This window comes from Vulcanococcus sp. CPBay_Sum15L08_68 (assembly GCF_017855895.1).
Taxonomy (GTDB): domain Bacteria; phylum Cyanobacteriota; class Cyanobacteriia; order PCC-6307; family Cyanobiaceae; genus Vulcanococcus.
The window spans coordinates 14,804-31,355 of the sequence record NZ_JAFMFX010000007.1 but is presented as its reverse complement, the minus strand read 5'-3'; the positions used below and the strand labels follow the sequence as shown (position 1 = coordinate 31,355).

General features: G+C 63.2%; 18 protein-coding genes and 1 tRNA gene. 8 read left to right on the top strand and 11 right to left on the bottom strand.

The genetic code is table 11. The features are described from left to right. Positions 1–14: 14 nt before the first annotated feature. From QZ189_RS02420 to QZ189_RS02410, 3 genes are all read right to left on the bottom strand, one after another. Positions 15–614, bottom strand: a complete 600-nt coding sequence (locus QZ189_RS02420) for a superoxide dismutase (RefSeq protein ID WP_010315495.1) — start codon at positions 612–614, stop codon at positions 15–17. A 123-nt stretch (positions 615–737) separates the two neighbouring features. Beyond that, entirely contained in the window at positions 738–1,346 is a 609-nt protein-coding gene (locus tag QZ189_RS02415; RefSeq protein WP_010315497.1) for an FKBP-type peptidyl-prolyl cis-trans isomerase, read from the bottom strand. A gap of 47 nt (positions 1,347–1,393) precedes the next feature. After that, positions 1,394–1,735 carry a hypothetical protein gene (locus tag QZ189_RS02410; protein ID WP_010315499.1) on the bottom strand — a complete coding sequence of 114 codons (342 nt, stop codon included), beginning with the start codon at positions 1,733–1,735 and terminating at the stop codon, positions 1,394–1,396. Positions 1,736–2,128: 393 nt separating this feature from the next. On the opposite strand from QZ189_RS02410, the gene QZ189_RS02405 reads away from it, so the two are divergent. Beyond that, complete coding sequence (locus QZ189_RS02405; protein WP_296415769.1) at positions 2,129–2,911, top strand: sterol desaturase family protein; 783 nt, start codon at positions 2,129–2,131, stop codon at positions 2,909–2,911. A 91-nt stretch (positions 2,912–3,002) separates the two neighbouring features. Here QZ189_RS02405 and psbA read toward each other — a convergent pair whose 3' ends face one another. After that, positions 3,003–4,067 carry a photosystem II q(b) protein gene (gene psbA, locus QZ189_RS02400; protein WP_296415770.1) on the bottom strand — a complete coding sequence of 355 codons (1,065 nt, stop codon included), beginning with the start codon at positions 4,065–4,067 and terminating at the stop codon, positions 3,003–3,005. A 311-nt stretch (positions 4,068–4,378) separates the two neighbouring features. Here psbA and QZ189_RS02395 point away from each other — a divergent pair, with 311 nt between their 5' ends. The 5 genes from QZ189_RS02395 (at position 4,379) to QZ189_RS02375 (ending at position 7,996) form a co-directional block, all read left to right on the top strand. Continuing rightward, the gene (locus QZ189_RS02395; RefSeq protein WP_247477213.1) at positions 4,379–4,657 is read left to right on the top strand and encodes a hypothetical protein; all 279 of its coding nucleotides are present in this window, start codon (positions 4,379–4,381) and stop codon (positions 4,655–4,657) included. Between the two features lie 165 nt (positions 4,658–4,822). Beyond that, entirely contained in the window at positions 4,823–6,283 is a 1,461-nt protein-coding gene (locus QZ189_RS02390) for an apolipoprotein N-acyltransferase (protein ID WP_296420785.1), read from the top strand. A 97-nt stretch (positions 6,284–6,380) separates the two neighbouring features. Continuing rightward, positions 6,381–6,833 carry a hypothetical protein gene (locus QZ189_RS02385; protein WP_296415774.1) on the top strand — a complete coding sequence of 151 codons (453 nt, stop codon included), beginning with the start codon at positions 6,381–6,383 and terminating at the stop codon, positions 6,831–6,833. A 181-nt stretch (positions 6,834–7,014) separates the two neighbouring features. Next, positions 7,015–7,188 (top strand): hypothetical protein, encoded by a 174-nt coding sequence (locus tag QZ189_RS02380; RefSeq protein WP_156797832.1) that lies wholly within the window; start codon positions 7,015–7,017, stop codon positions 7,186–7,188. A gap of 310 nt (positions 7,189–7,498) precedes the next feature. Continuing rightward, on the top strand, positions 7,499–7,996 hold the full coding sequence (locus QZ189_RS02375; protein ID WP_296415776.1) for a hypothetical protein: 498 nt from the start codon (positions 7,499–7,501) through the stop codon (positions 7,994–7,996). Here the strand turns inward: QZ189_RS02375 and QZ189_RS02370 are convergent. From QZ189_RS02370 to ftsH, 5 genes are all read right to left on the bottom strand, one after another. Further along, positions 7,993–9,660, bottom strand: coding sequence for a protein adenylyltransferase SelO family protein (locus QZ189_RS02370; RefSeq protein WP_296420783.1), 1,668 nt, complete (start codon positions 9,658–9,660; stop codon positions 7,993–7,995). The genes QZ189_RS02375 and QZ189_RS02370 overlap by 4 nt on opposite strands. A 48-nt stretch (positions 9,661–9,708) precedes the next feature. Further along, positions 9,709–9,781, bottom strand: a tRNA-Ala gene (locus QZ189_RS02365). Positions 9,782–9,871: 90 nt separating this feature from the next. Then, a complete protein-coding gene (gene lexA, locus QZ189_RS02360) occupies positions 9,872–10,498 on the bottom strand; it encodes a transcriptional repressor LexA (protein WP_010315515.1) in 627 nt (208 codons plus the stop codon). Positions 10,499–10,554: 56 nt separating this feature from the next. Further along, positions 10,555–11,499 (bottom strand): ornithine carbamoyltransferase, encoded by a 945-nt coding sequence (gene argF, locus QZ189_RS02355; RefSeq protein ID WP_296415778.1) that lies wholly within the window; start codon positions 11,497–11,499, stop codon positions 10,555–10,557. Between the two features lie 61 nt (positions 11,500–11,560). After that, a complete protein-coding gene (gene ftsH / locus QZ189_RS02350; protein WP_029626161.1) occupies positions 11,561–13,441 on the bottom strand; it encodes an ATP-dependent zinc metalloprotease FtsH in 1,881 nt (626 codons plus the stop codon). Positions 13,442–13,524: 83 nt separating this feature from the next. Between ftsH and QZ189_RS02345 the strand changes: the two genes are divergently transcribed. Continuing rightward, positions 13,525–14,172, top strand: coding sequence for an SOS response-associated peptidase (locus tag QZ189_RS02345; protein ID WP_296420781.1), 648 nt, complete (start codon positions 13,525–13,527; stop codon positions 14,170–14,172). 15 nt (positions 14,173–14,187) lie between these two features. Next, complete coding sequence (locus QZ189_RS02340) at positions 14,188–14,934, top strand: potassium channel family protein (protein WP_296415783.1); 747 nt, start codon at positions 14,188–14,190, stop codon at positions 14,932–14,934. On the opposite strand, the gene ribD is transcribed toward QZ189_RS02340, so the two are convergent. Together ribD and QZ189_RS02330 are read right to left on the bottom strand one after the other, a co-directional pair. Next, positions 14,931–16,013, bottom strand: coding sequence for a bifunctional diaminohydroxyphosphoribosylaminopyrimidine deaminase/5-amino-6-(5-phosphoribosylamino)uracil reductase RibD (gene ribD, locus QZ189_RS02335; protein ID WP_296420779.1), 1,083 nt, complete (start codon positions 16,011–16,013; stop codon positions 14,931–14,933). The two genes, QZ189_RS02340 and ribD, sit on opposite strands and share 4 nt — an antisense overlap. Next, complete coding sequence (locus QZ189_RS02330) at positions 16,010–16,507, bottom strand: DUF3122 domain-containing protein (RefSeq protein ID WP_296420777.1); 498 nt, start codon at positions 16,505–16,507, stop codon at positions 16,010–16,012. The genes ribD and QZ189_RS02330 overlap by 4 nt, the downstream gene beginning before the upstream one ends. Between the last annotated feature and the right edge of the window lie 45 nt (positions 16,508–16,552).

Below are 16,552 nucleotides of genomic sequence, written 5' to 3'. Positions count from 1 at the left end.
TTGGATCGCTCGAATCAGGCGGCGGCCAGGTTGGCGGCCACGAAGTCCCAGTTGACCAGCTTGTCGAGGTAGGTGCTGATGTAGTCGGGGCGGCGGTTCTGGTAGTCCAGGTAGTAGGCGTGCTCCCAGACGTCCATGGTCAGCAGGGCCTTCTGGCCGTGGGCCAGGGGCAGATCGGCGTTGCCGGTCTTGGTGACCTTCAGGGTGCCGTTGTCGAGCACGAGCCAGGCCCAGCCGCTACCGAACTGGGTGGCGCCGGCTGCCTTGAAGGCCTCAACGAACTTCTCGAAGCTGCCGAAGTCAGCGTTGATCTTGTCGAGCAGCGCGCCGCTGGGGGTGCCGCCACCGTTGGGCTTGATGCACTGCCAGTAGAAGCTGTGGTTCCAGACCTGGGCGGCGTTGTTGAACACACCAGCCTTGCCGGCATCACCGGCCACGGCAACGATGGTGTCTTCGAGGCTCTTGCCTTCCAGATCGGTGCCAGCCACCAGGTTGTTGAGGTTGGTCACGTAAGCGTTGTGGTGCTTGCCGTGGTGGAACTCAAGGGTTTGGCGGGAGATATGGGGCTCGAGGGCGTCGAGGCCGTAGGGCAGCGCGGGCAGCGTATGAGCCATGAACGGAAGGATCGTGCTTTTCAATGCCCGGCCAAATGCCGGACGGCGGCGGCATCCTAACGATCGTTTGAAGTTTCGACAGTCGCGGGAACCGCACCGCTGGCGCGGCTCCCATGGAACGGATCAGCCCTTGATCTCGAGCAGTTCCACCTCAAAGATCAAGGTGGCGTTCGGGGGGATCACACCGCCGGCACCGCGCTCGCCGTAGGCCAGATCGGGGGGGATCACGAGCTTGCGCTTGCCGCCCACCTGCATGCCGGCGACGCCCTCATCCCAGCCCTTGATCACGCGACCGGCGCCGAGGGGGAAGCTGAAGGGACCGCGGCCGTAGCTGCTGTCGAACTCTTTGCCGTTCTCAAGGGTGCCGCGGTAGTTCACAACCACGAGCTGACCGGAGCTGGCCTCAGGGCCATCACCGATCACCAGGTCGGTGATGCGCAGACCGCTGGGGGTCATCCGTTCTTTGGCCGCAACCATTTCTCCTCCGAGGGCAGATGCCCCACTGTCGGCGATGACGTCGCTGGCCATGGTGAAGAGGCTGGGGTTGGGGTCCTCCGGATCGAGCTCGATCTGGCCGCTGAAGCTGGCCTGGACTGGGGCACTGGCCACGGCCTGTTGCACGGCCGGCTGGCTGGGGGCGGCGTTCACGGTGGAGGGCGCCACGATCTGGCTCACCAGTGCCAGCAAGAGGCAGCCGACGCAAACGGCGGAGCTGATCAGGATGTCCCGCATGGCTGGATCAAAGAGGCATCAAGGGCCGATTCTCGCCTAGTCGCCTCTCAGTCCGGGATCTCGAGTTGGGATTGCTTCTGCCGGAGCTGCTGCTCCAGGCGATCGATGCGGCCCCGCAGTTCATCCACCTCCCGCTGGCGGGCCAGGCCCAGGTCCTGCAGCAGGTGGTCCAGGTTGCGCTCGACCTGCCGTTCGGTCTGTTTCTCCAGCTCGGGGTTCTCGCCGCGAAGGCTGGCGAGAACGTCATCCACCAAGGCGCTGGCCTGGCTTGGATCCAGGCGCCCACTGCTGACCCAGGCCTGGGTCACGCTCCGCAGGCGATCGGCCACCAGTGAAGTGGTGCCAAGGCCGCGGAAGAGAAGTTGTTGCAGGGTCCGGCTGGGATCCATATCACTTCTTTGGTGGTAAGCGAGCTGAGCTGATCAGAGAGGGTTGGCGCCAGCTCTGCCTTTTGCTGGTCTAGCTGGCCCAGAGGTCAGGCGCCTATGAACAGTGCGCCTGACCCAAGCACACCAACAGTTTTGAGCATGGCCAGGCTTGTGGCCTATCTGATCGCGTGAGTCATGCTTTTTGCCTGCTGAGTTGATGCTCTGCTGGAGCACGGCGTGCTCTTTATGGACCCAGTTTCTTATGCATTGTTCGAATCATTAAGGATCAGGATTGAGAGGCTTCCTTGATTCTCGCGATTGGCAGTCAATGCAGAAGATCTGCTGCGTATTTGAGACTTGATCCCTTGGGCTGCTGAAGGTTAATAGCTTGGTCTAGATGGAGTTGGATTCACGGTGACGGTGCCAGGGCCTTTCGCTTCGGTCGTTGTCTTGCTTGATCGAGTAAGTCTCTTTTTGATGGGCTTTGTTGTGATTTTTCTGATCATCAGTGCTCGCTCTGTTCTGATCGCTCTTGTCTCGGGGCTCTTGCTTCGAGATGGTCCCAGCTGTTTTGGCCGAGCGAATGCCAACGATCTTCGACTCAGCTTTTCCTCTTCATTGGTCTTCGCTTGTGTTGGCTCAGTTTCGCTGATCCTGCATGGATCTGGGTACGTACAGCTTTACCATCACGAGTCTGAATGGCAGCTTCCTTTTCAGTTGACAGGATTTCTTGGTGTTTTGGCTGTACAGGATGCCGTCTTCTACTTTGTTCATCGCCTTCTGCATCATCCTGCCCTCTACAGGATTGCGCACCTAGGGCATCATCGGTCAAGGCATTATTCAGCCTGGACTTCATTTGCTTTTGACCCAATCGAGTCACTCTTCCACTCTGTTTTTATTGTGGTTGTTGCGATGACCGTTCCGCTTCACTTCGTCACACTGTTTGCCCTTCTTGTGACGATGTCTGTTTGGGCTGCTTTGAACCACATGCCGCCGGCTGGATTGCCGGAGGCATTTCCTCATCACTGGTTGGGGCGTTGGTTGATTGGCCCTGTTCATCATTCCATTCATCATCAAAAACAGGGCTCTAACTTTGGACTTTATTTCACGTTCTGGGATCTTCTATTCGGAACGCAGGATCAGGGCTACGCTCGAAGTGTCTCGCGCGTTGTTAGAAAAGATTCACTGTTGCGTTGAATGGCTCAAAAAAAGGACTGGTGAAATTCTCGCCAGTCCTCCTTCTCTTGATTGCCTCAGTCAGGGCTTTTGTCTGTTGGATCCGCCATTTTTACTTCATGGCTATTTGGAGTGTGCTTGAGACCGCAAGATCAAGTGGGAAATTGTGAGCATTTCTTTCGTGCATGGCTTCGATGCCAAGATCTGTCCGGTTTAGTACATCAGCCCAGCTGTGAACGACACGACCTTGAGGATCAAGGATCGATTGATTGAAATTTAGACCATTCAGTCCAAAGGAAAAGCTGGCGATTGCAAGGGACGAGAACCAAATCCCGAGTACTGGCCATGCAAAGAGAATGGCATGGATGCTTCGGCTGTTATTCAATGCTGCATAGGGGAAGACGAGCCGACCGAAGTAGGCGTGAGCTGAGACGATGTTGTAAGTCACCTCCTTCTGGCCAAAGCGATATCCACGATTAATCGACTCCTGTTCTGTGGTTTCTCGAACCAGGTTGCTTGAGACGAGTGATCCATGAACTGCCGCGAGGAGTGCCCCCCCAAATGTTCCGGCTACGGCAAGCATGTGAAATGGATGCATTAATACATTGTGTTCAGCTTGGAGGACAAGCATGAAGTTGAATGTGCCCGATATTCCAAGAGGCATTCCCTCTGAAAACGAGCCCTGGCCCATTGGGTAAACCAGAAGTACAGCCATTGCTGCTGACCAAGGTGCTGAAAAGGCAATGGCAATCCACGGCCGCATTCCTAGGCGATAGCTCAATTCCCACTGCCGCCCCATGTAGGCCGTGATGGCGATCAGAAAGTGAAAGACAATTAATTGGTACGGTCCGCCGTTGTAAAGCCACTCATCCAGACTTCCCGCTTCCCAGATCGGATAAAAATGGAGTCCGATGGCATTTGAGCTGGGCACGACTGCGGCGGTAATGATGTTGTTCCCACTGAGGAGTGATCCTGTGATGGGTTGCCTGACGCCGTCCAGGTCGACACCCGGAGCGCTGAGGAAGGCAATCACAAACGCCGCAGTGGCAGCGAGGGTCGTTGGAATCATCAAGACCCCAAACCAGCCGATGTAAAGCCTTTGGTTGGTCGAAGTGATCCAGTCTCCAAATGCAGACCAGGTCTGCAGTCCATTGCGGTTGGACAAGAATGTTGTCATGAAAAGTCCTTTGAGGTTCAGTCCCGCTGCCAGACTTGTGGCACTCAAATGGCCCGGCTATTTCGGGAGCTGGTGAACGAAGAAAGTGCATTTCAAGGGTCTTGATTCCTCAGTGATCTCTGCACCTTCTCCGATAGACCCTGATGCCTTCCCTCTGGGCCTTTGGGTTTCGCTGTATCTTTGCTTCACTTTGGCTTCAAGCCAATGTCGATCGATCTAAATCTTCTTTTTCTAGATGCAGAACGGCTGCATTTCCTCCTTGGATCTGCAGGTGTTGGCTTTTCCTTAGCCAGTTGATTCAAAATCCTGAGGTGGATTCACTTCGTCGCCGCAGCATCAGCGAGCTCAGTCTTCGTGACTATTGCCTTTATCGGGCTATTTGCTCAGAGCTCGAGGTTCTCGAGGACTCCATTCAGATTGATGGTCAATCAGGCGGTCATCTTCTAGAGCTGGCGGTGGCCATGCGTGATCGACGTCTTCTTGTCGAATGGTTGCGTGAATTGGGCTATCCCCCAAGCTCTGATCTCAGCTACAGCGGTATCACTCCAGAGTTGGAAGAGCAGCTGATCACCCATGGATCTGATTGGTAGCTCTTTCGTTTAATCCGCCGCAACTTCTCTGCGCCACTGAACACGTGTCCGTGTAATCACTGAGAGACTGCCCCAAAGCTGATGGCAGCTCTCTTTGCGCTGGGCTGTTGTCTTTCACTGCTTCCAGCCCTGCAGCAGCCAGGACCCTCTATAGGGTCAGTGGCCATGGCAGAGAACCGGCGACTGGTCTGGAGCGGAGCCCTGGCGGCTGGTCTGCTGGCCGGTGTGGCGCTGCCCCCCCTGGGATCCCCGCCCCTGCTCTGGCTGGCTCTGGTGCCGCTCTGGGCCTTTGGTCCTGGGCCGGCGGCCCTCTGGGCTGCTGCTGCGGTCTTGGTCAGCCATCGCTGGCTGCTTTGGTTGCACCCCCTCGATTGGATTGGGGTGCCCCTGCCCTTGAGCCTGCCGCTTTGTCTGCTGCTCTGGTTGGCCCTGGGACTACTGGGGGCGGGGTTGGTGGCGCTCTGGCGCGCCCTGGTGGGGCGGTTCGGCGCTGGCCGTTGGTCTGTGGCGCTTCTGGCCTCGGCCCTTTGGGGCTTGGGTGAGGTCTGGATGGCCAAGGGGCCTCTGTTTTGGCTGGGGCTGGGGGCGGCCGTTCTGCCGGGTGATCGCGCCCTGGCGGGGCTGGCCCAGTGGATTGGGGCCGGTGGCTTGGCGGCGCTGCAGTTACTGCTGGCCTGGGGGCTCTGGCGTTTGCTCCTCGGCTGGTGGGAGGGGCGACGCGGGCTTTGGCGTGGCTGGCTGTCCTGGTTGCTGGTGCTCGCCCTGCTCCATGGTCTGGGTTGGCAGCAGCTGCAGCGCAGCGCCCTAGAGGACCCGGGTGCTCCCTGGCTGTCGGTGCTGGTGCTGCAGCCCGATATCCCCACCCGCGAGAAGTTCAGCTGGGTTCAGCAGCGGTCTCTGGAGCGGCAGCTGCGCCAGGCCCAGGCCGATGCGGAGGCCCAGGGCGCTGACCTGTTGGTGCTGCCCGAGGGGGCCTTGGCTCTGGGGCAGGGGCTGCCCACTGCAGCGGGAGTGGAGGTTCTCAGCGGTGGCTTCCGTCAGGAGGAGACCCAGCTGCGCAGCAGTGTTCTGCGCTTTCCCCCTCAGGCACTGCAGGCGGAGGGGGGGATCGATAAGCACCGCTTGGTGCCGCTGGGGGAATGGGTCCCCGGTGGAGCTCTTCTGCGTTGGGCTGGGTTGTCTGCGGTCGGTGGGGTCGAGCCGGGAGCGGCCTCGCGTCTGCTGCAGCGCCCCCAGGGGGATCTCGCCGTGGCCATTTGCTACGAGATCGCCGATGGGGCCGGATTGATCGCTGCCTCCCAGGCGGGGGCTGGCTGGATCCTGGCCAGCGCCAACCTCGACCCCTATCCCCTGCAGTTGCAGCGGCAGTTCCAGGCCCTGTCCCAGTTGCGGGCGATTGAGGCCAGTCGCTGGCTGGTCAGTGCCGCCAATAGCGGCCCGAGTCTTGTGGTGCAGCCCGATGGGCGGCTGGGGGCCTCCTTGGCTCCGATGGAGCCAGGAACCCTGTTGGTGCGGCTGCAGGCTCGGGCGAATCAGACCGTCTACGGGCAACTGGGGGAATGGCCGCTGTTGCTGGCGGCAGGCGCCGGACTCGTCGCAAGTCGGTCTCGCATGAGACAATCTTGAGACTTGCTTAAGGCGCCTTTTGGTTTCCTTCCGCTCTGGTCTGTTGGGTCTGGGCTTGGCGGCCGCATCGGCGCTGCTGACTCTGCCTGCCAGGGCTATGGATCCGGCTGATGCGGCGCTGGAGGCGGCCTCTGCCCTGGGGGTCGTGGTGATCCAGGGGGCGGACTGCGGCGGGCCGCGTCAGCTCGCCACCTACAACATGGGCGCGAACGTCCTCTGCCTCTCCAAGGCCCTTGACCTTGATCCGCAGAAGCGGGCCAGGGTGATCCAGCACGAGTTGGTCCATGTGGTGCAGGACTGCCTTGATGGTTTGGGTACGCCCACCTCGCTGACCCTGGCGGAGGGATTGCGCTCCAGCGGTCAGCTCAGTGGAGAACAGGTCAACGGCTTTTTTCTGCAGCATCTGCGCAAGCAGGGCAATTTGAATCACGTCGTGGCTTCAACGGCGCAGTTGCCATTGGAAAGTCGTCAACGTGAGTTCGAGGCCTACGCCCTGCAGGCGGATCCGGCGATGGTGGCGCACCTATTGAAGTCCACCTGCACGCTCTAAATCGTCGGCTAATCGCGGATTGGAGTTGACTTTCAGGCCGCGCAGACAGCGCGGTTAATGGATGCGTCTGTCTAGGTATTCAGCACCAGGTTATTGTGCCTAAATCACCAAAAGTATGGCATTTATACCTGGAAGAAATGCCCTGACCAGGGTTAGGACATCAGGAGTTGCCGCCTTTGCTGTGACCGCTTATCCCTGCTGCGCTGCCTGTAAGAACTTCATCATCGCTGGCGGCATGGGGGTCTGCCGCTGTTGGCGGATGACGATGAGCTTGAAGGACGCTGAGGCTCAGGTGCGCTGCCCCTATTGGCTTCGCGCGGAGGCGGTTGAAGATCCCTTTGAGACCTTTGATTGAGTCAGAACTCGATTCAGTGAAGAGCACGTTGGTGTCCTGCGTCACCTTCTGAGGTCTTGGGTTTGCTCTTGATGGGGCGGCTGGCCGCCCAGAGTTAAGACGCTCTGGACGCAGCTGTGATGCCCGACGTGCTGTCCCTGACGGCGATCCTCCTGTATCTGACGGCTAAGGGGGTTCATGCCTTTTGGCTCGCTGACTCGCCGCCTGCGCCTGGCTCGGGTCGGGGTTGAAAACCGGAGAGATTCGGCGCGAACAACCTCCCACCTTCTCGAAGCGGGTCCACTGAGACCAGGGTTGAGAGGGATGGGGTTTGCGGTTCTCCAGGCCCATTCGCTTTGCGGTCCTCTTGGCCGCGCTGCTCGGGTTTGGATTGCAGGCCTCCCCGGCTCGAGCGGAGCGTCTCAAGTCCATCGCGTTGCTCGCCGGGCTGCTGCGCCGGGCCGGCACCGAGACCTTGGTGGCCCGGGATTGCCCCAAGCAGTTGATGGGTGCTTTTGTCTTCGCCCGCAATGCCGTGGTCTTGTGTGCCAACAACCTCAAGGACGATCCCGAGCGGGTCTGGGAGACCTTGGCCCATGAGTCAGCCCATGTGATGCAGCACTGCCGGCGTCAGCCGATCTTTGAGCGGGATCGTCTGGGCTTGGATTTCTTGCTGGCAAGCCATCAGTCACCGGAGCTGTTCAAGGCCGTTGGCCAGTACCACCCCAGTCAGCACCGCACGGAAATCGAGGCGCGGATTGTTCAGGGTTTGCCGGCTGAGGAGGTGATGAATCTCTTCCGCCGCTCCTGCGCGGATCGCCTGCTCTAGGACGAGCAGCTGTAGTGCGACAGCCCGCCGGCATTGAAGAACTCGCGGGGTTTGAGCCTGTCGTAGGTCGCCGCAAGCTCTGCTGGAGGGGTGGCGTAGGGATCGCGGAAGACCGTCTGGAGTTCTTGGATCAAGCTCAGATCGCCTTCAGCAGCACGCTCGTAGGCCGGGGCGATGAGCCACTCCCGCCAGGTGATCTGGGGATTGGCCTGGCGCATGGCGGCCCTGGCGGCCTCGGGGTCGCTCAGCTGTTCGCGCCAGCGCTGCAGCCAGGTCGTCCAGCGCTGCTCGAGTTCAGCGTCGATTGGCAGATAGAAGCTGGGTTTGAGCGCCTCCACCTGCTCCGGGAGTTCAGAGAGCTGGCGGAAAGCCAAGGTGTAATCGGCCCTGGAGCTGGCCAGCAGTTGCAGCAGATCCTTCAGGAGGTCGTCGTCGTAGCTGGCCAGTCCCAGCTTGCGGGTCCACATCGCCTCGAGTTCGCCGCGCATCGCTTCTGAGAAGCCCTCGCGCAGCCCATCGAGCTCAGCCAGCGCCCCTGCGTCGTCCTCCAGCAGTGGCCGCAGGGCAGACCAGAACATCTGGTAGTTGGCCTCTGCGGCTGCCGGTTGGTTGAAGAAACAGAAGTGCTCGCCGCCGCCGGTCCAGGGCTGGAAGCGGGGATCAAATAGTTCGCAGAAGCCGAAGGGCCCGTAGTCGAGGGTGTAACCGCCGGCGGCGCAGTTGTCGCTATTGAAGTTGCCCTGGCAGTAGCCCACGCGAATCCAGTTCGCCACCAGGGCCGTCAGCCGTCCGCGGAAGAGCCGGGCCAGCTCCAGCACCTGCTGAGGGAAGGGCAGAGCCGCGTTGATCTCGGTGCGGTAGTTGCGTTCGATCAGGTGGGCGGTGATCTGCTGCAGTTCCCGCCGGGCCCCGGGGTGGGCGTTGCTGCGGACCCGGCGGGCAAAGAGCTCGAGCTGGCCGACTCGCAGGAAGGACGGCGCCACCCGGGTCGTGATCGCGGCCGGGTTGTCGACCATCACGTCCGGCTCGAAGGAGCGCGATTGTGGGGAGTACCAGGGACGCCGCACGCCCTCGGCGCGGGACATGTAAAGGCTGAGGGAGCGGGTGGTGGGGACCCCCAGGGCATGCATGAACTCCTGGGCGAGGAACTCGCGAACGCTGGAGCGCAGGACGGCCCGGCCATCGGCGCCGCGGCAGTAGGGGGTGGGGCCCCCGCCCTTGAGCTGCATCTCCCAGCGCTGGCCCTGAAAGAGGCCTTCGAAGATTGAGATCGCCCGCCCGTCGCCGTAGCCATTGCCAGTGCCGAAGGGGCACTGCTGGATGTACTCCGTGCCGTAGATCGAGAGGGCATAGCCCGTGGCCCAGCCATAGGGCCGCATGGCTCCTCGCGCCACCCGGCTGTCACCGGAGAAGAGCCGGCGGAAGTCCTCGTCATGGGCCAGGCCTTCGCCTAGCCCCAGCTCCGCGAACAGGCTGGCGCTGTGGGCCACGTACTCCGGGGCCGGTAGTGGCTTGGGGGTGACGGGGACGTAGTGCCCTGAACGGACCTGCCGCGGCAGGTGATCATCCCCATCGCTGCTGGACTCCGGGTCGGCCTGGAGGGACTCCAGCAGGGAGTAGTCCACCTGCGCCGCAAAGGCCTCAAAGCTGTCGGTGGTGGTCATGGGTGTTGGGCACAAAAAAGCCCAGGACAGGCCTGGGCTTTTGGAAAGTGGAGCCAAGGAGACTCGAACTCCTGACCCCCTGCATGCCATGCAGGTGCTCTACCAGCTGAGCTATGGCCCCTTTTGATACCGATGAGCTCACCTGACGCTGGTCGTCAGGGATGGCCCGGAGGCCGTGCTTTCGATGCGAAGAGCTTACACCGCAGAGGGTCTAAACCTGGCGCCAGACAGCGACGAGCTTCCCTTGGATCGCCACCTGATCGGCATCGATCAGGATCGGTTCGTAGGCGGGATTGGCGGCCTCTAGGCGCACCTGGCGTCCATCGCGGTGGAAGTGCTTCAGGGTTGTGCCACTGCCGGGCACCAGGGCGCTGACGATCGTGCCTTCTCGCAGGCGGCTCGGTTCGCTGACGGGTTCCATCAGGACGACGTCACCGTCGGCGATGTGGGCGTCCACCATCGAGTCCCCGTTGACGGTCAGGGCGAAGAGCCCGCGGGTGGCCAGCACCGGCTCGAGCTCGAGTCGTTCCTCGACGTCGTCAAAGGTTTCGACCAGGCCGCCGGCGGCCACGGCCCCGAGCACTGGAATGCCGCCGCCGAGGGCGTCGCCCAGGAGCTGCAGGGTTCGGGCCTGGCCCTCTTTCCAGGTGATCCAGCCCTTCTGTTGCAGGTGGCGCAGGCGACTCTGAATGGGAGCCGGTGAGCGCAGCCCCATGGCCTCCATCATCTGGCGGATGGAGGGGCTATGGCGATGTTCGCCGATGTACTGGGAGAGCCAGTCGTAGAGCTCTTGCTGGGCAGTGGTCAGGGGCTCAGGCGATCCAGCGGGCACCGGCAATGCATTTGTTCGTCAATACATTTGTACCGCTGGTGCTTGGCTTTGGCAACCGGCTGTTACGAGAGCAGGGCTGCCAGCAGGGCCTGCTGCGCGTGCAGGCGGTTCTCCGCTTGATCGAAGATCCGGCTGCTGCTGCCCTCCATCGCACCGGCGCTGATCTCCAGGCCCCGGTAGGCCGGCAGGCAGTGCAGGACGATGGCCTTGGGGTCGGCCTCGGCCACGAGCTCCTCATTGAGGCACCAGCCGTTAAAGGCCTGTTCCCGTTCTCCCTTCTCCTCTTCCTGGCCCATGGAGGCCCAGACGTCGGTGTAGAGGGCATGGGCGCCGCGCACGGCGGCCACCGGTTCTTGAATGACCTCGATGCTGCAGCGACCGCCGGCCAGAGCCCGGGACTGCTCGAGGACCGCAGCGCTTGGCTCATAGCCCTTGGGGCAGCCCACGCGGATGTTCACCCCCAGCAGGGCGCCACAGAGCATCAGGGAGTGGGCGACGTTGTTGCCGTCCCCCACGTAGGAGAGGGTCAGCCCCTCGATTGAACCGAAGGCCTCCTGCAGGGTCAGGAAATCGGCCAGGGCCTGGCAGGGGTGCTCCAGGTCGGTCAGGGCATTGATCACCGGAACCGAGGCCCAGTGCGCATACTCCGCCAGCTCCTCCTGGGCGAAGGTGCGGATCGAGAGGGCGTCGACGTAGCGGCTCAGCACCCGGGCGGTGTCGGCCACGGGTTCACCGCGCCCCACCTGGGAGACCTGGGGGTTGAGGTCGATGGTCTGGCCGCCCAGGCGGGCCATGGCCACCGTGAAGCTCACCCGGGTGCGGGTGGAGGCCTTGCTGAAGATCAGTCCCAGCACCTTCCCGCCCAGATCGACGCGGGTGCGGCCGGCCTTGAGGTCCGCGGCCAGGTCAAGCAGGGCTCTGGTTTGTTCCGCGCTGATGTCAGCTGACGAGAGGAAGTCGCGTCCGCTGAGTTCGGAGAGGGAGGAATAGCCGCTCAGTGCAGCCATGGGCCCGTCTTCAAAGAACCCTTATCCGAGATGACGGGCCCCCGCGTCAACCCCTTGGAGCTCAAGCGATGGCTTGAGCGTCCTCGGGCATGACGCTGCTGGCGAGCAGATCCTTGAGGTCATCGCCTTCGATCACCTCTTTTTCGAGGATCTGCTGGGAGATGCTCTCCATCAGCTCACGGTTGTGGCGAAGGATCGAGAGCGCCCGGTCATGGGCGCGGTCCACCAGGGTGCGCACCTCCTTGTCGATCGCCTGGGCCGTGGCGTCACTGACGACCCGGCGAGGGTTGTTGGCGCCGCCGAGGAAGCGGCTGCCGCCCTGCTTGTCGTAGGCCAGGGGGCCAAGGATGTCGCTCATCCCATAGGTGCCGACCATCTGCTCTGCGATGTCGGTGGCCCGCTGCAGGTCGTTGGCCGCACCGGTCGTGACCTCACCAAAGACGATCTCTTCGGCGCTGCGGCCGCCGAGGAGGGTGGCGATCTGACCCTCGAGGTCTTCCTTGGAGTTCAGGAAGCGCTCTTCGGTGGGCAGCTGCAGGGTGTAGCCCAGGGCCGCCATGCCGCGGGGAACGATCGAGATCTTGGCGACCTTGCTGCCGCCGGGCATCAGGTGGCCGACGATGGCGTGGCCGACCTCGTGATACGCCACGACCTTTTTCTCGTCGGGCTGGAGGACGCGGCTCTTCTTCTCAAGGCCAGCGACCACGCGCTCGATCGCCTCGTTGAGGTCACCTTGTTCAACGGAGGTCCGCATGGCGCGGGCGGCCAGCAGGGCGCCTTCGTTCACCAGGTTGGCCAGGTCCGCACCGGCAAAGCCGCTGGTGGCCTGGGCGATCTTGTCGAGATCAACCCCTGGGGCGAGCTTCACCTTGCGGGCATAGATGTCGAGGATGGTCTTGCGGCCCGAGAGGTCCGGGCGATCCACCAGCACCTGCCGGTCGAAGCGGCCGGGGCGCAGCAGGGCGGCGTCCAGGGTTTCGGGTTGGTTGGTGGCGGCCAGGACGATGACGGGCTTGTCCTTGGCGGCGAAGCCATCCATCTCGGTGAGCAGCTGGTTGAGGGTCTGCTCGCGCTCGTCATTGCCTCCGACGACGCCCATCGAGCCTGCGCGGCTCTTGCCGATGGCGTCGAGTTCGTCGATAAAGATGATGCAGGGCGCTTTTTTCTTCGCCTCTTCAAAGAGGTCCCGCACGCGGGCGGCGCCGGCACCAACGAAGAGTTCGACGAACTCCGAGCCGCTGATGATGAAGAAGGGAACGCCCGCTTCACCGGCGACGGCCTTGGACAGCAGGGTCTTACCGGTTCCCGGGGGGCCCACCAGCAGGACGCCCTTGGGGATGCGTGCGCCGATCGCCGTGTAGCGCTCCGACGACTTCAGGAAGTCGACGATCTCGGTCAGCTCTTGCTTGGCCTCATCGACACCCGCCACATCGGCAAAGGTGACTCTGGATTCTTCATCCGGGACGTAGACCTTGGCTTTGCTCTTGGTGAAGCTCAGGGCACCCTGGGCGCCGCCCATGGAGCGGCGGGCGAAGAACTGCAGCACCAAGATGAAGATCAGGGGCGGCACGATCCAGCTCAGGGCCGTGGTGATGAAGCTGGGCTTCTGGGGCGGAGCGGCGGCGAACTCAACACCGTGCTCCTCCAGCCGCTTCGGCAGATCCATGTCGAAGATCGGCGTGGTGGCGAGCACCGAGGGGGCGTCCTCCTCCGGAGGGGCCTTGAGCTCGTAGCGGATCTGTTCTTGGGTGATGTAGGCGCGGCGGACGTTGCCGTCGTCCACCTGACTGACGAAGAGGGAGTAGGGAACCCGAGGCACCTGCTGCATGCCCTGGTTGGGCAGGAAGCTGCTCACCAGCAGCAGCACGCCAAAGCCAATCAGCAGCAGATTGACGATGCCGAAGCGCCGGTTCGGGGGCGTGTCGTCCTTGCGGATAGGCATGCGACGGGTGCGCGTTTGCCCCAAACTAGGGTTGCTGCAAGGCCCCAGTGGGGGGTGAGAACCGAACGGGGGCCGGTCAGACCATGTGCGGTCGTTACTCCCTGACCTCCCGTCTGGACCAGCTGCTGCCCAGGCTGGGAGGGGGCTTGCCGGACGGTTTGCTGGCGCACTACGCGCCGCGGCCCTTGATTCGCCCGGGGGAGCCGGTGTTGGCCCTACGCCAGGAGCACGGTCAGATCAGTCCGGCCTTAATGCTCTGGGGGCTGCTGCCGGAGTGGAGCAAGGACCCCTTGAACGGGCCCCGGCCCTTCAATGCTCGATCGGAGACCGTGGCGGAGAAGGCCAGCTTTCGCGGCGCCTGGCGCCATCGGCGCTGCCTGCTGCCGGCCGATGGGTTTTACGAGAAGGGGCATCGGCTGGCCCCAAGTGATGGCGGGATCTTTTGGTTGGCGGGTCTCTGGGATCGCTGGATCGGACCGGATGGCAGTGAGGTGGAGACCTGCTGCGTGCTGACCACCGCGCCCAATGCCTTGGTGGCTCCGCTGCATGACCGGATGCCGGTGATCGTTCCTGAGGGGTTGGAGGAGGCCTGGATGGAGCCCCTGGATGGGCCGGGCCTGCGGGCCCTGGAGCCCTTGATGCAGGGCTGGTCGCCGGAGGGTTGGGCGGCTGAGGGGCCGGTCAAACCCAAAGCCAAAGCCAGCTCGGACCAGTTGCCCCTGTTTGGTTGATCGCCAGACTGGGCCATGGCCCGCAAGAACCAACGCCACCTCGGCTATCGCCTGCTGCTGGCGAACTGTCTGACGGTGATCGCTTGCTTGATGCTTCCGCTGGGCATGCGGCAGCTGTCGGCCTTGGGTTATCTGTCTTTGCCGTGGGTGCTGAGCTTCAGCTTGGGGGCACCCCTGGAGTCAGGCCGATGGTCGCTGCAACGCTCCCGGGTCTATCGCCTGCTGGCGCTGCTGACCTTTGCGTCCTCGATGGGTTGGTACTTCACCGGTGCCAATGCCAACCAGGCGGGCTTCCCGCTGCTGTTTGTCTGGACGCTGCTGGTGGCCTGGAGCTGTGAGCGCCTGATTCGCAACCTCGCGCAGGAGCGACTGATTAGCCGGGATGTGTTGATGGGGGCCCTGGCGGGCTACCTGCTGGTGGGTCTGGCGGCGGGGCTGCTGTTTGCCGTACTGGAGTCGCTTGCTCCAGGGAGCTTCTTGAACTCCGTGGCCAAGGATGTCTCCCTGCTGCATGGTTCAGCGGGGCAGGCGGCCCGGATTTTCTCCCTGGATTTTGTCGAGCTCAACTACTACGCCTTCATCACCCTGACCACAACGGGGTACGGCGACATCAGTCCGGTGACGCCCCAAAGCCAGATGTTGAGCGTGATGGTGGCGGTCTCCGGGACGATTTACTTGGCCCTGGTGATGGGTCTGCTGATCAGCCGCTTCACCGTTCAGGACGTCGAGGAAGAGATCGCCGAAGAGCAAAGGAACGACTAGTGCTGCAGTTCCAATAGCCAGTCGTTGCCGAGGCGCCGGAGCCGTTGCTGCGGCCATAGCTCCGCCTGGTTGACATCGATCAGCCCCAGCTCGCCAAGGGGGGTGCGAGCGGCCAGGCCGCCCAGCAGTTTCGGGGCGATCACGCCTGCCAGTTGCTGCACGCAACCCTCGCGCAGCGCTGCGGCGGCCAGTTCCGCTCCGCATTCCCAGAGGACCTGATTGCAGCCCCGCTGGGCCAGGAGCTCCAGGGCTGCCCGGGGCTGGCACTCCGGCAGGGCCAGGTGCTCCACCCCGAGTCGATCGAGCTGCTGCTGTTGCTCGGCTGGGGCCTCATTGCCGTGGAGGACCAGGGTCTGGGCCAGGCTTTGATCCCAGAGCTGGGCGTCCTGCGGGAGATCCAGGCTGCGGCTGAGGACCACCCGCAGCGGCTCCGGGCTGCGCTGGCCGCGGCTGGTCAGCAGGGGGTTGTCGGCTCGGACGGTGCCGCCCCCGACGAGAACCGCGTCGCATTGGGCCCGTAGCTGATGCACCCAGGCGCGGGCTGGGGGACCGGAGATCCACTGGCTGGCGCCATTGGGCAGGGCGGTGCGCCCGTCGAGGCTCATGGCCCACTTGAGGATTCCCCAGGGGCGCCCGGTTTGCACCCGCTGGATGAAGCTGCGGTTGAGGGCCTGGGCTTCGGCTTCGCAGACCCCGCTGATGACCTCGATGCCGGCGGCCTGCAGTTGGGCGATGCCGCCGCCAGCCACGCGGGGATCGGGATCGCGCATGGCCACGACGACGCGGCGGACCCCAGCGGCGATCAGGGCTTCACTGCAGGGGGGCGTGCGGCCGTGGTGGCAGCAGGGCTCCAGGCTGACGACGGCGGTGCCGCCTTGGGCGCGCTCGCCGGCCTGGCGCAGGGCATGGACTTCGGCGTGGGGCGTGCCGGCTTGGCGGTGGAAGCCCTCACCCACCAGTGCCCCCTGGCGATCGAGGACGACGCAACCCACTAGAGGGTTGGGGCTGGTGCGTCCGGCGCCGAGGGCGGCCAGCTGCAGGGCCCGCTGCATCCAGGGCCGCCAGGCGCTGCTGCTCATCCGGCGTCGCGCCAGCTCGGCAGGCTGCGCCATTCACCGACCACAAAGGGAGGAACCGGCAGCTCCACAAACACCCCGGGCAGCTCCAGGCGTAGGGGGCGGTTCTGGTGCAGCTCGGCCAGCAGTGGATTGAGGTCAAATTCGGCCGCGGCATCCCGGCCATCGGCGGCCAGCTTGGGGTTGGCGGTGGTGATGTCCTCGAGCTCCCAACTGCCCCGGCCGGAGTGCACGATCAAGGAGGTGGGGTGATCCAGGCGGACGCGGCCGGGATAGCCGACGATCCGCAGGGTGACGGGCCCGCCCGGGGGACCGGTGCGGTAGGCCACGGCCTGCCAGCTCTGGTAGTCCAGATCCCGCAGGCTCTCGAGGCTGCGCACGATCTCTGTGCCGTTCTCATCGGGGTGCAGGTGCACCTGGGCGTTGGCGGGTTGGCCCAATCCCAAGGCGATTACCCCGCCGATCAGCAGGGAGAGGGCAACACGAAGTAGTGCCATAACACCATTGCTCTGAGGCCAGCGTATGGAACCGAGTTGTGGTTC

Coding starts and splice junctions, on each gene's coding strand:
- ribD (WP_296420779.1), bottom strand. CDS start 16,013: ATGAGCAGCAGCGCCTGGCGGCCCTGGATGCAGCGGGCCCTGCAGCTG.
- ftsH (WP_029626161.1), bottom strand. CDS start 13,441: ATGCCTATCCGCAAGGACGACACGCCCCCGAACCGGCGCTTCGGCATC.
- QZ189_RS02370 (WP_296420783.1), bottom strand. CDS start 9,660: ATGACCACCACCGACAGCTTTGAGGCCTTTGCGGCGCAGGTGGACTAC.
- QZ189_RS02330 (WP_296420777.1), bottom strand. CDS start 16,507: ATGGCACTACTTCGTGTTGCCCTCTCCCTGCTGATCGGCGGGGTAATC.
- QZ189_RS02340 (WP_296415783.1), top strand. CDS start 14,188: ATGGCCCGCAAGAACCAACGCCACCTCGGCTATCGCCTGCTGCTGGCG.
- QZ189_RS02420 (WP_010315495.1), bottom strand. CDS start 614: ATGGCTCATACGCTGCCCGCGCTGCCCTACGGCCTCGACGCCCTCGAG.
- QZ189_RS02415 (WP_010315497.1), bottom strand. CDS start 1,346: ATGCGGGACATCCTGATCAGCTCCGCCGTTTGCGTCGGCTGCCTCTTG.
- argF (WP_296415778.1), bottom strand. CDS start 11,499: ATGGCTGCACTGAGCGGCTATTCCTCCCTCTCCGAACTCAGCGGACGC.
- QZ189_RS02385 (WP_296415774.1), top strand. CDS start 6,381: ATGGATCCGGCTGATGCGGCGCTGGAGGCGGCCTCTGCCCTGGGGGTC.
- psbA (WP_296415770.1), bottom strand. CDS start 4,067: ATGACAACATTCTTGTCCAACCGCAATGGACTGCAGACCTGGTCTGCA.
- QZ189_RS02345 (WP_296420781.1), top strand. CDS start 13,525: ATGTGCGGTCGTTACTCCCTGACCTCCCGTCTGGACCAGCTGCTGCCC.
- QZ189_RS02410 (WP_010315499.1), bottom strand. CDS start 1,735: ATGGATCCCAGCCGGACCCTGCAACAACTTCTCTTCCGCGGCCTTGGC.
- QZ189_RS02390 (WP_296420785.1), top strand. CDS start 4,823: ATGGCAGAGAACCGGCGACTGGTCTGGAGCGGAGCCCTGGCGGCTGGT.